The sequence below is a fragment of the Pseudomonas sp. PARCl1 genome, assembly GCF_947311875.1.
In the GTDB taxonomy this organism is placed as follows: Bacteria; Pseudomonadota; Gammaproteobacteria; order Pseudomonadales; family Pseudomonadaceae; genus Aquipseudomonas; species Aquipseudomonas juntendi.
Window position 1 is genome coordinate 134,190 of record NZ_CAMZMX010000003.1, and the last position, 13,661, is coordinate 147,850.

11 protein-coding genes, 1 tRNA gene and 1 pseudogene are annotated in these 13,661 nt (G+C 64.1%); 5 read left to right on the top strand and 8 right to left on the bottom strand.

Going from position 1 to position 13,661, the window contains the following annotated elements:
* From QME24_RS02815 to QME24_RS02845, 7 genes are read right to left on the bottom strand one after another with little or no spacing between them, the layout of a single operon-like run.
* The gene (locus tag QME24_RS02815) at positions 1-972 is read right to left on the bottom strand and encodes a spore coat U domain-containing protein (RefSeq protein ID WP_192439906.1); all 972 of its coding nucleotides are present in this window, start codon (positions 970-972) and stop codon (positions 1-3) included.
* Positions 969-3,311 carry a fimbria/pilus outer membrane usher protein gene (locus tag QME24_RS02820; protein WP_280091188.1) on the bottom strand — a complete coding sequence of 781 codons (2,343 nt, stop codon included), beginning with the start codon at positions 3,309-3,311 and terminating at the stop codon, positions 969-971. The genes QME24_RS02815 and QME24_RS02820 overlap by 4 nt, the downstream gene beginning before the upstream one ends.
* 60 nt (positions 3,312-3,371) lie before the next feature.
* A complete protein-coding gene (locus QME24_RS02825; protein ID WP_054904136.1) occupies positions 3,372-4,148 on the bottom strand; it encodes a molecular chaperone in 777 nt (258 codons plus the stop codon).
* Positions 4,149-4,187: 39 nt separating this feature from the next.
* A complete protein-coding gene (locus QME24_RS02830) occupies positions 4,188-4,691 on the bottom strand; it encodes a spore coat U domain-containing protein (RefSeq protein ID WP_054904137.1) in 504 nt (167 codons plus the stop codon).
* 3 nt (positions 4,692-4,694) lie between these two features.
* The gene (locus QME24_RS02835; RefSeq protein ID WP_009685920.1) at positions 4,695-5,225 is read right to left on the bottom strand and encodes a spore coat U domain-containing protein; all 531 of its coding nucleotides are present in this window, start codon (positions 5,223-5,225) and stop codon (positions 4,695-4,697) included.
* 18 nt (positions 5,226-5,243) lie between these two features.
* Entirely contained in the window at positions 5,244-5,780 is a 537-nt protein-coding gene (locus tag QME24_RS02840; protein ID WP_192439905.1) for a spore coat U domain-containing protein, read from the bottom strand.
* A gap of 30 nt (positions 5,781-5,810) precedes the next feature.
* A complete protein-coding gene (locus QME24_RS02845; protein ID WP_192439904.1) occupies positions 5,811-6,338 on the bottom strand; it encodes a spore coat U domain-containing protein in 528 nt (175 codons plus the stop codon).
* Between the two features lie 267 nt (positions 6,339-6,605).
* Between QME24_RS02845 and QME24_RS02850 the strand changes: the two genes are divergently transcribed.
* The 3 genes from QME24_RS02850 to QME24_RS02860 are packed head-to-tail and all read left to right on the top strand — an operon-like array spanning position 6,606 to position 11,745.
* Positions 6,606-8,864 (top strand): ATP-binding protein, encoded by a 2,259-nt coding sequence (locus tag QME24_RS02850; RefSeq protein WP_054904140.1) that lies wholly within the window; start codon positions 6,606-6,608, stop codon positions 8,862-8,864.
* A gap of 6 nt (positions 8,865-8,870) precedes the next feature.
* The gene (locus tag QME24_RS02855; protein WP_009685925.1) at positions 8,871-9,332 is read left to right on the top strand and encodes a response regulator; all 462 of its coding nucleotides are present in this window, start codon (positions 8,871-8,873) and stop codon (positions 9,330-9,332) included.
* A 13-nt stretch (positions 9,333-9,345) separates the two neighbouring features.
* Positions 9,346-11,745 carry a response regulator gene (locus QME24_RS02860; protein ID WP_054904141.1) on the top strand — a complete coding sequence of 800 codons (2,400 nt, stop codon included), beginning with the start codon at positions 9,346-9,348 and terminating at the stop codon, positions 11,743-11,745.
* A 141-nt stretch (positions 11,746-11,886) separates the two neighbouring features.
* Here QME24_RS02860 and QME24_RS02865 read toward each other — a convergent pair.
* Positions 11,887-11,961, bottom strand: a tRNA-Gln gene (locus QME24_RS02865).
* Positions 11,962-12,218: 257 nt separating this feature from the next.
* Between QME24_RS02865 and QME24_RS02870 the strand changes: the two genes are divergently transcribed.
* The gene (locus QME24_RS02870; protein WP_009685928.1) at positions 12,219-12,461 is read left to right on the top strand and encodes a DUF465 domain-containing protein; all 243 of its coding nucleotides are present in this window, start codon (positions 12,219-12,221) and stop codon (positions 12,459-12,461) included.
* 130 nt (positions 12,462-12,591) lie between these two features.
* Positions 12,592-13,659 (top strand): annotated as a pseudogene (gene zapE, locus QME24_RS02875) (cell division protein ZapE); the annotation flags it as partial.
* Positions 13,660-13,661 lie beyond the last annotated feature (2 nt).

Below are 13,661 nucleotides of genomic sequence, written 5' to 3' on the forward strand. Positions count from 1 at the left end.
TCAAAACTGCACATCCAGGATCACACTGTCGGTATAGCTGGCCACGGGCGGCGTGGCCTGGTCGGTGTAGACCTTGGCGTTGTAGTTGAACACTTGGCTGCCGGTGCCGGTACCGGCACCGGGGTTCACATCCGCATCAGTGCTCGCGCGGCGTGCCGCACCAACCGCGCCCCACCGCACCGTACCGGCACCCTTGAAAATGTCGTATGCCAGGTAATTGCTGAGGGTAGATTTCATGCGCCGCCTGCCATTGGCCACGTTCTGCCCGTCGTCCAGGCCAACCGTGTAGTTGCTGCCCTTGGTGCAGGACACACTCAGGCTCTGGCTGACCGTGGCGAACCCTGCCACCACCGGGGCACTGCCGAAGTTGATGTTGGGCGTGGTGATCTGGCAATCGTTGGTCACTGTCAGGCTCACGGTCAGGGTCTTGCTGCCTGAACCGATGTCGCGCCCAAGGCAGGCGCCGAGCAAGCCAATGCCCGAACAGTAGTCCCAGCTCCAGGCAATGGTCAGGGTTTCCTGGTACAGGCCAGCGGCAACATTGCTGCCCACCTGGGTGCGCATGTACAGCGGCACCGATTTGGGGGTGGTGCCGCCGAGCAAACCCAACAGGTCGAGAATGCCGGTACGGGCGAAGTCATAGGCCACGCCGCGGGCAATCGGGTAATTGGTGGTGTTGTCGCCGTACACCGTGTAAGGAATCACATCCCCCGTCGGGCCTACCAGGCCGCTGCTGGGCGACGTGATAGTGAGATAGAAATGGTCGCTGTTGCTCAGCACGCTCAGCAGCGACCCTGTGCACTGCAACCCCGAGTTCAGGGTCGAGGCGTTCTGTGCCGTGGTGCGCACCTGCGTGGAATTGAGGCTGCCGAACGCGGCCGGCAGGGTCGCCACCGATGAGCACAACCCCCAGGCGGCCCCCATCGGCAACCACAGCAAGCTTGCCAGCAGGCCCCGCTGCCAGGCCGTCATCGGCACACCAACGGCCCAAGCAATGGGATCGAACCTTGCGCTTCGGGGAAGTCGAACTCGACCTGGCAGCGCCCGCCCCCCTCCAGCGCGACCTGCAGGCGGTTGCGTGGCGACAGGTTCTCCAGGTACACCAGCCCGTCCCAACCGACCACAGCCTGGCTGCCCGATTGCTCGTGGGTCACCCGGCTGCCCAGCTTCAGCGGCTGCTGGCTGGCATCAACCAGCTCGATGCTCGCCGCCAGTACCCGTTTCAGCGGGAACTCCAGCAGGTAGCCACTGCCGCGGCGCACGGCCACACGCTGCTCCACATTCGGCGCCAGCACATCGGGCGGCAGGTCCATGGGGTCGATCTCGTACTTGCCGCGGTAGTAACCACTGCTGTACGGCACCAGCAGGTGGCCGCCGGCGTCGGTACGGCCGACCTCCTGGTTTTCATAGCGCAACGGTACATCGGCATAGCCGTCGGTACTGACCACGACGAAAGCGTCGTCGATCCGGTTGGCGGCGAACAGCCCATCCATCCATACCAGCGAACCACTGGCATCGGCCCAGCGGGTCGTTGCGCCGCTGCTGCCATATACGCCGGCCTGTAGCTGTACCGACTGCAAGCGCCAGGTCACATCGGCCTGGCGATAGGCATCGCGGTCGCTACCCTGGGCATAGCCGAGGTTATAGCCCACGCCGCTGCCTACCGGCACGGCGCGCCCGTAATTGACCCGCTGCAGGGTTTCACCGGTGTTGCTGCGTTCCAGGCCTAGCGCCAGCGTGCCATGGGTGTCGAACGGAATCACCAGTTGCGCCTGCACGGCCCACTGCCCGCCAGCGATTTCGCGGTTGGCCGACAGGTACACACTGCTGCTGCCTGACAACGGCCTGCTGTAGCTCAGGTTGATCAGCCGGGTACGCGTGCCGTCTGCAGCGCGCACGTCAAAGTAGCCGGCACCGACATTGCCGTACCTGTCAAGGTTGAGGCTGAGGCTGACCTGCTCGCTGCGTGTGCTTGCCTGTATGTCCGGGGTGTCGACCCGGCTCAGGTCGGCATAGTCGGCACGCCGTTGCAGGCGCTGGTAGCTGAAACCGAAGCGCTGGCTGTTGTATTGGTAACCCAGCGCGACCTGCTGCCCCTGATCGCCGTCGAAACGGCTCTGCGCGAGCGCGGCATTGAGCACACCGAAGTTGCCCAGCCGCAGGTTGCCACCCAGGCCACCCAGCATCAGCGAGGCAGCGGTTTCAAGGTGGGTTTCCACGGTGAACGTGTCGCTTACCCCATGGCGCAGGCTGGCGCTGGCCGCCCCCGCGCCGTAGGCAAAGTCCCGCACACCGTAGTCACGCCTCAGGCTCCCGGCCGCTATCGAATAGTCTGACAGGCCTTTTTGCAACAGGCTGCTGGTGACGTAGAACGGCAAGGTGGTGGAAACCTGCCGGCCCAGGGCGTCGGTGGTGACCACCACCGCTTCGCCGGCACCGTTGATGAACGGCACGTTGGTCAGCGTGTAGGGGCCTGGCTGCAATTCGTTGGAACTGGCCTTGTAGCCGTTGATGAACAGGTCGAGCGAGGTCGGTACCGCGGCTTCGCCGGCAAAGGCCGGCAAGGGGTAAGTGACCAGGTCCGGCCGCGCGGCGAAGTCGCGCGACAGTTGCACGCCGCCCACCCGTACCGAACGGGTCCAGGGCAGTGCCCCGGTAACGAAATCGCCGGCCTCGTAGGTCAACAGGCGCTGCTCGTCGGTGAAGCGCCAGGTGGTGTCGTAGCGCAGAAAGCCCCGCCTTGCCGCGTCGGCCTGCGCGCCATTGAACGATTGGCGCCATTGCCCGGTGCTGGCGAAGGTGCCCCAGCCGTCGAACACGCGCAGTTCGTTCCAGGCCGCCAGGTAGGTGCCGCCGTCATCGGTGTCGTTCAGGTACAGGTCGTAGTTGAACAACGCGCCGAAGCTGCTCCGCGCATCGCTGGGCGGGTACAGGTTACGATCGCCGACCTGTTGCTCGGGCAACCAGGCCGGCGGCACTTGCAGCAACAGCCGCAGGTTCCGGCTGTCGTAATCGGCGTGCAGCCCGCTCACCGCGTCGAGGGCGACCTCGCCCTGCGGGTCGCCGGGCAGTGTCACACCTGCCGCGCGCAACACGGCGCTGTCCAGGTACAACTGGCCGGCCCGCTGCTGCACCGGCACCAGCTCAGCCTTGGGCATGCGGTTCACCATCAGGTCGAGGAACAGCGTGGCGTCGGCGATGGCGGACAGCTCCGTGGGCGGCGGCGGCAGGTCGTCGGCCAGCGCCAGCGCTGGGCCAAGCACAGCCAACTGCAGGCACCCGCGGCGCAAACTCAGCGCTAGCCATTTCACACACGGTATCCAACCATTGCCGGGTCCTCCTTGGCCCCTGCGCTGCATTCTGGTGCTGGTTCACTGCCCCTGGGGTAGGGTGCCGGCCGTGGCCTGGCCGTTGACCCGGCCTTGCAGCACACTGCCTGTATTGAGCGCCACGGGTGCCGGCCAACGCATACTCGCACCCGGCAACACATAGCCCAGCAAACCTTCGGCCAGCGCCTTGCGCTGGCCGCCCTGCTGCAGCACCACGTCGGTCAGCCGTGCATGCACCGGGCCGGTATTGCGCAGTTCCACATAAGGCTTGCCCTGCACCGTGACAGGCCGCCAGCTCAACTGGGGCTTGCCCACGCTGGCGGCGGTGCGCCCGCCCTCGGGGTCCGCCTTGCCCCACAGCCCTTCGCCGTAGACGAACAGCGGTACGGAATAGCGCATCTGCAGCCGAATGGCGGCCGTGGTGCCGGGGCCGGCCTTGTCGAGCGGGATGGCCGGCGGAATTTCGTCGATGATGATGCGATAGGCCTTTTCCTGGCCGGCAGGTGAAGGGCCGGTGCGGGTCAGGCGGATCAATTGCTTCTGTCCAGGGGGAATATTGGCCACTGGGGGGCTGCCGATGATCTCGCGCTGGGCCTGGAACTGCTCCTGGTAACGCCCTTGGTGCCAGGCAAACACCCGCACCTGCAAGTTGGCAGCCTCGGTACCGCGGTTCTCCAGCCACAGTGCGCCGGCCTTCTGATCGGCCTCCAGCACCGGGTCGATCGGCCAGATCAACACCGAGGTGGCTGCACCAGCCGGCAGGCTTGCCAGCCACCACAACCCGATCAGCCCTCGCGCCCACTTCGCGCCTACTGCCATCAAGCTCTCCTTAGCACTGGTCATTGGCGCCGCTGGCGTTCACCAGGTCACCATCACTTGCACAACGTCGGTATAAGTCCCTGCCGGCAGCTTGCCGGTCAGCTGAACCCGCCCATACACCGGCAGCTTGATCGCCGTGGCGTCGCTGTAGCTCACGGTGGCGCTCTGCCCTACACCCAACGGCTGGCTGTAGGCGGCATCCCGGTACAACTGGTAGGCCAGGACCTGGCTGCCGCTGGTGTTCTTCAGATAGCGCGTACCGCTGGTACTGTTCTGGCCACCGCCCAGGCTCATGCTCACTGCCACACCCGGGGTGCACTGGAAGGTCACCGTGGTGCCGCCCAGCGAGGTACTGAGCACGCTGGTGGACAACGCCGACTGGGTGCCATAGTTCAGCACCCCATACTGGCTGACACCGCCCACCACCAGGCAACCGGCAGCGACCTGCGCCGCGACCGTGAAGGTGCTGGTAGTGGCCGCATCCAGTGGCGCCGCCAGTAGCGCACCAAGGCCAGCCAGGCCCACCGTCAGCCAATGGCGCATGGCTCAGAACGACAACTCGACGGCGACCGTGTCGGTGTACACCCCAGCCGGCAACCCGGCCTTGCCACGCGCCTGGCCGTACAGGTTGACGGTTTGCGCCACACCGGTACTGGTTGGCAGGGTGATGGTGCCATCGATGGCCAACACGGTGGTGCGCCCGGAGTCGGTATAGAAGTCGTAGGGCACGAAATTCCCCGCGCCATCAGCCAGTGCACGGGTGCCGCCGGTCGATTGACCATCATGCGACCCTGCACGCACGCGAATCGCCGGCACCGTGCCCGCCGAGCACAGAATGCTCAGCGCGCCACCGCTACCCAGCACCTGTGCGTTGGCCGTGGTGAACAAGGCATCCTGGGTGCCGAAATCCAGCGAGCCGAAGTTCAACCCCGAGGTGCCTGAACTACCATTCACCTGGCAGGCCGCCGTCAAGGTCAGCGTCGAGTTGATGGTCCCGGTCACCGTGGCGGCCTGGGCCTGCGTGGCCAGGGCCAAACCCAGGCCGGCGAGGATGCAGCATGAAAGGTTCGTTCGCATCGGAGTCTCCTTGCGTGGTTACCAGTCCAGGGTCACCCGGAGGGTGTCGCGGTACAGCCCGGCTGGCAGCGCACGCGGTTGCGCCACCACCACGCCGTAGATGGGGATCGGTATCTGTTGCGTGCTGCTGATGACGAAGGCCCGTGCCTGGCCGATGCCGTAACGGCTGTTACCGCCCGGGTCCACTGCCAGCTGATAGGGAATCAGGTGGCTGCCGTTGCTGAGGCGACGAATGCCGTCGTCACCATGCATGCCACCATTGATGCGCACGTTGAATGCACGCACTTCGGGGGTGCAACTGATTTGCAGGCTGCCCTCGCCGCCCGCTTCATCCACCCGGCTACGCAGCGGCTGGTCCCAGTTCGGGCCCCGCTCGCCGAAGTCCAGCAAGCCCGGGTTGGCCAGGGTCGCCGGTTGCGCTTCGTTACTGCTGATCTGGCAGGCGGCGCTGATCACCAGCCGCGCCTGAATGAAGCCAGTGGCGCTGCCATGCGCTGCACCGCCTGGCACCAGTAAAGGCCCCAGGGTCAACAGCAGGATCGAGGTGCGGTTCATGGCTGCGCGTCCTTGTGCATGGCAGCATCCTCACCAAGTGACCGTGACTTTCAACAGGTCGGCGTACAGGCCGGCTTTCGGCACCCAGGCCAGCGTGTCGATTCGCGCATACAGCGGCAATTCGGCCGAGCCGCTATCGGGCACCCGGGCCGCCTGCGCAACGTTCACTGGCAGTGGCTCGCGCCAAGCCGCGTCGCGATAGAGCCGATAAGGAATAGGCCGGCCCGGGGCGTCGTCGCTGGCCAGGAAACGCACATCGCCAGTGCCGCCGTGCTGGCCGCCGTCGACCTGTACTTGATAAGGCGTGTCGGGGTTGCATTCAAGGCGCGGCGGGCGCTGGCTCAGCAACACCCCGGCCAGCGGTGCCGCCGGGCCATCCAGCCGCGGCGCAGCACCCAGGTCGATTCGCCCAGCAGCCTGCCCGCCCGCGTCGCGTGCCTGGGTGACCAGCATGCAGCCGCGCTGCACCAGCACCCGCACCTCCACCAGGAAGTCTGCCGCTGCGCCAGCGTTGCTCAGTAACAGGCCAAACAACCCGGCCAGTAAGCGCTCCTTCACCTTGTTGTCCTTATCGCTCTATGCTCAGTTGAGCCTAGCAGCGAGGCACGGCGCCAAAAGCTGCAACCGACCGTTTTTTGGTATTAGCAACAAAGCGATAGCGTTCGATGAAAAAAAACCTGCAAGGGGCAGAACCCATCGTGATTCACAGACCTCAAATGGCCAGAAGCCGGCGAATGGGCCGATATTCTGATAAGGTGTACCTCCATCATCCTGCCTCAAACTCGTGCGGCAAGCATGGACCGACAAGACAGGAGCTTTCAATTGATGACTGCAGATAGCACGCTCGCCCAAGCCGTGGAGCGTTGCGCTCAGGAACCGATCCAGGTGCCCGGCAGCGTCCAGCCCCACGGTTTCCTGCTGGTCGTCGACGAAGCCGACTTGCGGGTACTCCAGGCCAGTGAAAACCTCGAACAGTGGCTGGGCAAGCCGGCCAGGGAGCTTATCGGTTGCCATTTCGCCGAGCTGGTCAGTGGCGGGTTCGACTTGCGCATGCACCTTTCGCGGTTACCCGAAGACGAAGTATTCCCCTTTCACATTGGTGATGTGCACCTGTGCGAAGGGGCACCGCACACCGCCGCCTTGCACCTGCTGGCCCACCGTCACGATCAGGTGCTGATCGCCGAATTCGAACCACCGCGGCTGCCGTCCGACCTCACCGGGCAAGGCGATTACTACCCGCTGGTGCGCAACTTCGTCAGCACCCTGCACCTGGCCGGCAGCCTTGAAGAGCTGCTGCAGCAAACGGTGGCTCAACTCAAGCGCATCACCGGTTTTGGCCGGGTCAAAGCTTACCGCTTCGATGCAGAAGGCAATGGCCAGGTTCTGGCAGAGGTCGCCGACCCGGGCTACCCCAGCTACCTGGGGTTGTGCTTTCCGGCCTCGGACATCCCGCGCCAGGCGCGCGAACTGTACCGGGTCAACCGTATCCGCGTGATCGAGGACGCCAACTATCAGCCTTCGCCGCTGCTGCCGGCAGCCAACCCGCGTACCGGCAAGGCGCTGGACATGAGCTTTGCGACACTGCGCAGCGTTTCACCGGTGCACCTGCAATACATGCGCAACATGGGTACCCTGGCGTCGATGTCCCTGTCGATCATGGCCGATGGCGAGTTGTGGGGGCTGATCTCTTGCCACCATCAGCAACCCAGGCCTGTAGATTTGCGTACGCGCACCGCCTGCGAGCTACTGGCCAGCGTGCTGTCGTTGCAGGTCGAATCCCGCGAGTCACATGCCAGCACCAGCAAGGTACTGGAGCTGCGCCAGCACATTGTCCGCATGATTTCGTCCATGGCCGACCATGACAGCGTCAGCGATGGCCTGCGCGAGGTGCCCGAAGTCCTGTTGGCCTTTGCCGACGCCCAGGGCGCCGCGGTGATCTCGGCAGAACGCTGCGACCTGTTCGGCCAGACGCCACCCACCGCCCAGGTCACGGCGCTGGTGCACTGGCTGAGCCAGCGTGGCGACGAACATGTATTTTGCACCGACAACGTGCGCCGCGATATCGACGAGTTGCCCGAGCTGGCAGACCATGCCGGTGGCGTTCTGGCCGTCGCGATTTCGCAGATCCATTCGCACTACCTGCTGTGGTTCCGCCCCGAACAGGTACGCACGGTGAATTGGGCAGGCCAGCCGACCAAGCAGGTGGGGCCGCAGGGCAACCTCGACCCGCGGCACAGTTTCGAGCGCTGGCAGGAGCGACTGCATGGCTACTGCGCACCTTGGGAGCCACTGGTGGTCGAGGGCGTACAGGAGCTGCGCACCGCAGTGCTTGGCATTGTGCTGCGCAAGGCCGAGGAGTTGGCACAGTTGGCCGGTGAACTGCGCCGTTCCAACAAGGAACTCGAGGCGTTTTCGTACAGCGTTTCCCACGACCTGCGCGCGCCGCTGCGGCACATTGCCGGCTATACCGAGCTGCTCGGCGAAATCGAGGGCGCAGGGTTGAGCGAGCGTGGCCAGCGCTTCCTGCAACACATCGGTGAAGCCGCCAATTTCGCCGGCAGCCTGGTGGACAACCTGCTCAACTTCTCGCAAATGGGCCGCTCTGCCCTGCGCATGTCCGATGTCGACCTGAACGCCCTGGTCGTGGCTATCCGCAGCGAACTGGCACCCGATTACCAAGGCCGCGAGATCATCTGGGACATTGCGCCACTGCCGAAGGTGATCGGGGACCCGGCATTCATCAACCTGGCATTGCACAACCTGATCGCCAATGCCATCAAGTACACCCGCGGTCGTGAGCCCGCGCGCATTTCGATCAGCGCCGAGCAACACCCGGATGAAACCGAAATCTGTATCCGCGATAACGGCGTGGGCTTCGACATGGCCTACGCCAACAAGCTTTTCGGGGTATTCCAGCGCCTGCACCGTATGGAAGAGTTCGAAGGCACAGGGATTGGCCTGGCAAGCGTGCGCCGTATCATCGAGCGCCATGATGGCCGTGTCTGGGCCGAGGGCCAGATCGACCATGGCGCCAGTTTCCACTTTTCTCTACCGCGCCAACCCGCGACTACCCGAGGCACTTGAACAATCATGCTCAAACCCATCCTGCTGGTCGAAGACAATCCACGAGACCTGGAGCTGACGCTTTTGGCTCTGGAGCGTAGCCAGTTGGCCAACGAGGTCATCGTCCTGCGCGACGGTGCCGAGGCGCTGGACTACCTGTTGCGCCGCAACGCCTATGCCGATCGTGATGACGGCAACCCTGCTGTAATGCTGCTGGACCTGAAGCTACCCAAAGTCGACGGCCTGGAGGTGCTCAAGGAAGTGCGCGCCACTGCCGAGCTACGTAGCATCCCCACGGTCATGCTGACCTCGTCCCGCGAAGAGCCCGACCTGCTGCGCGCCTACGAGCTAGGGGTGAACGCGTATGTGGTCAAACCCGTGGAATTCAAGGAATTCGTCGCCGCCATTTCCGACCTGGGAATCTTCTGGGCCGTACTGAATGAACCACCACCTGGCTCGCTGCGGCTGAACCGTCGCGGTAGCAATTGAGGCCGCCGCAACGATGCCGCAAACGCCGTTGAAACTACTGATGGTCGAAGACAGCTCGATGGACGCCGAGCTGACCTTGATGCGCCTGGAGCGCAGCGGGCTGCATGTGCAATCGCATCTGGTATTCGACCATACGGGCGTCGAGCATGCCCTGGAGCAGGACCACTACGACCTGATCCTTTGCGACTGCGTGCTGCCGGGCTCGTCCGGCACCGAGGTGCTGGCCATTGCCCAGCGCCTGGCCGCAGATACCCCGTTCATTTTTCTCTCCGGGATCTACGGCGAAGAGCACGCCGTGGAAATGATCCGCCTGGGCGCTACCGACTATGTGCTGAAGAAGAACCTGCCGCTACTGCCCAAGGCGGTACGCCGGGCATTGACCGAAGTGCAGGAGCGCCAGCGCCGGCGCCGCGCCGAAGAGGCGCTGGTCGATGTCGAGGCGCGGGCGCGCATCGCCATCGACGCCGCGGGCATGGGCACCTGGGACCTGCGCCCGCAAGATGGCTCGTTGGTATGGGACGAGCGCTGCAAGACCCTGTTCGGCCTGCCCGCCAGCATGGAAATGACCATGCAGGTGTTCTACGACGGCATCTACCCAGACGACCTTGCGCTGGTGCGCAATGCTGTCGAATACGCCATGCTGCCCGAAAGCGGTGGCCAGTACCGGGTGGAATTTCGCACTGCCCAACCCAGCGGCCAGGAGCCGCGGTGGTTGCTTAGCAGTGGCCAGAGCCAGTTCGTCAACGGCCAGTGCGTGCGCTTTTCCGGCGTGCTGCAAGACATCAACACCCAGCGCCTGGCCACCCAGGCACTGCGCCAGCTCAACGAAATGCTGGGCGAGCGGGTGGAACGCCGTACCCGTGAACGCGACCGCGCCTGGGAGCTGTCACAGGATCTGCTGGCAGTGCTGAACAAGGACCTCACCCCGGTGGCGCTGAACCCCGCCTGGGAAGCCAGCCTGGGCTTTTCCCGCGAGCGCCTGAGCCAGTCGTCGCTGTTGCACCTGTTGCCCGACAGCGATCAGGAACTGCTGTTGACCGAACTGGCCGCGCTCGCGCACGGCCGTACCAGCGTGCGTTTCGTTGGCCGCATCCTTCACGCCAGTGGCCAGCAACGCTGGCTGTCGTGGGTCGTGGTGCCCGAAGACACCCTGCTTTACGTGGTCGCCCGCGACATCACCAGCGAGCGCGAAACCGCGCTGGGCCTGGCCGAAGCCAATGCGCGCCTGCGCGAGCAGATCGATGAGCGCGAGCGCATCGAGGCCGCCTTGCAGCAGATGCAGCGCCTGGAAGCGGTCGGCCAGCTGACTGCCGGCGTGGCGCACGACTTCAACAACCTGCTGACCGTGATCCTCACCGGTGCCAGTTTCCTTGAGCGCGACCTGACCCGGGGCGACCTGGACAAAGCCCGGTCGCGCCTCAAGCACGTTCGCGAAGCGGGTGAGCGCGGTGCCAAGTTGACCTCGCAATTGCTCGCCTTCTCCCGTCGCCAGCGCCTGGAACCGGTACCGCTGAACCTCAACCGCACCCTGGCGGGCCTCGAGGAACTGTTACGCCGCACCTTGGGCGGCAATATCTCGGTGCGCCTGGACCTGGACCCAAGCCTGTGGCAGGCGCTGACCGACCCGACCCAGACTGAAATGATCATTCTCAACCTGGCCATCAATGCCCGCGATGCCATGCCCGATGGCGGCCAGTTGATCCTGGCGACCCACAACACCTGCATCGACACCCCCCCACAGCGCCCGGAAGACCCTGAGCGGGGCGAATACGTGATGCTGAGCATTCGCGACACCGGGTGCGGCATGAGCGAAGAGGTGGTGGCCAAGGTGTTCGAGCCGTTCTTCACCACCAAGGATATCGGCAAGGGTTCCGGGCTTGGGCTGGCCCAGGTCTTTGGTTTCGCCAAACAGTCCGGTGGTGGTGTGCGCATCGACACCAAGCCAGGGCGTGGTACCGAGGTGGCGGTATACCTGCCAGCAGTGAAAGACCGCGCGGTCAGTGAACCGGCAGCAGCCGTGCTCAGCCTTTCGATCAACGATAGCGGCCGTAACCGGACCGTACTGCTGGTGGACGATGACCACCTAGTACGTGACATGCTCGGCGATGTACTGCGCCAGTACGGCTACCAGGTGCGCCAGGCGCACAGCGGCGAACAGGCACTGGCGTTGCTGGATGACGAGATCGACTTGCTGCTGACCGATTTCGCCATGCCGGAATTCAACGGTGGGCAACTGGCCTTGGCAGCCCGCGAGCGGCGCCCGCACCTGCCGGTGGTGTTTCTTACTGGCTATGCGGAGTTGCAAGGGTTGGAATTGCCGGGCAGCCTGGTGATGCAGAAACCGGTGCAAGCCGATGAACTGGCGCGGGTGCTCAACGAGATGCTGGGCGGCCTGGCAGTGCGCCAGGGCTGACCAATGGCTGGGCCGCTTTGCGGCCCTGGGCCAACGCAACGCTGCGGCCACAGTGGGTGTGGCAGTTCGCACGCGCAGAAACGACAAAACCCGACGCTCATCAGAATAAGCACCGGGCAAGTTACGTTTGGAACTGGGAAATGGCAGGGGCGGCTGGATTCGAACCAACGCATGGCAGGATCAAAACCTGCTGCCTTACCGCTTGGCGACGCCCCTGTATCGGATGCAGCGTGAGCTGCTCTGACAATTCCAAGTGAGTGACAACTGCGTGTTGTCTTGGAATGCGCGGCACTTTAACAACAAAGTTTCGGTCTGTGAACCCCCTGATGAAAAAAAATTGCCAAAAAACAGCGGCTTAGTCATTTCTGCCGCCGCCGCCTACCATCCGTCGTTTTCTTCTCGCTTCGCTTCAACACATTCGCGTTCCTCCCTTCAAATCAGATAACCCATCTGCATTGACCAAGGAGGAACCCATGCCTGTCTCTCACGACCTTTACCAGGACCTGCACTACCCACGCGAGATCGTTCAACAACGTCGCCAGGCCGACAAGGCACTGGATCGCTTGCTGGATGAGTACGTCGATATCGACAACCAGGTACTGGCCGCCGAGGCCATCTCGGCAGGCAATTTCGTCGACGAGGACCTGCGCCACCTGAAAGAGCGCCGGCTGGCGGTGAAGTACATGATCGAGCGCCAGCTGGAACGCAAGGCATAGCCCAGCGGCAGCCGTGGCGGCGACACCTATCGCGAGAAGTGATGATTGCCGCGCAATTTCTGTATTGGTCAAAATCGCCGCCCTCGGGCAAGCTGAACACTGCCCCGTCAATGCCCAAGGAGCTGTGCTTTTGCCTGCCTGGATCCCTACCCCGCTGCGCCAACTTGGCCAACGCCTGCGCGGCGCTGCCGCGCATCAGAGCGAACTGCTCGCCTGGTTCGAAGACAAGGCGCACAGCCGCGGTTATCAGCTCAGCGATGGCCAGCGCCGGGTGATCCACTGCATGGCCAGGCAACTGGCACAATTGGAGCAAGGCCAAGCGCGTAGCCTGTACCTGTACGGCTCGGTCGGCCGGGGCAAAAGCTGGCTGCTCGACGGCTTCTATCAGGCCGTACCGGTCGAAGCCAAGAAGCGCCTGCACTTTCATGATTTTTTTGCCCGCCTGCACCAAGGCATGCATCGCCACCGGGCGCTGGACGACGCACTGGGCGCGACCTTGGACGAGCTGATAGGCGATTGCCGGGTGCTGTGTTTCGATGAATTCCATGTACATGACATTGGCGATGCCATGCTGCTCACCCGGCTGTTCAATGCCTTGTTCAGCCGCGGGGTGTTTTTGCTGGTGACGTCCAACTACGCGCCTGAGGGGCTGCTGCCCAACCCCCTGTACCATGAGCGTTTCCTGCCGGTGATCCGCCTGATCAACAGCTCGATGGAGGTCCTCGAAGTCGGTGGCGATACCGACTTTCGCAGCCTGCCGGCCAACCGCGAGCAGCAGCGGTTCACCCAGGGGCATTATGTATGGCCCGGCACTGCCGCGCAGCGCCAGGCGTTGCAGGTGCCCGCGCCACGGCCAGTGCAGCTGAACGTGAACAAGCGCCCACTGCGCGCCCTGGCAGTGGATGGCCGGCGCGTGGTGCTTAGCTTTGACGACCTGTGCGAAAAGGCCACGGCGGTGATCGACTACTTGGTGCTGGCCGAGCAGTACGACGAATGGGTCATCGATGGGCTGGATGACCTGGCGGACTGCTCACTGGCGGCGCAACAACGTTTCGTCAACCTGGTGGATGTGCTGTACGACCAGGACAGGCAGGTGACGGTGATCGGCAAACGACCACTGAAAGAAAGCCTGGGTGGGCCGCTTGCCGACCTGATGCGCACCCGCAGCCGCCTGGGGCAGCTGCAGGTGGTCGGGCCGCA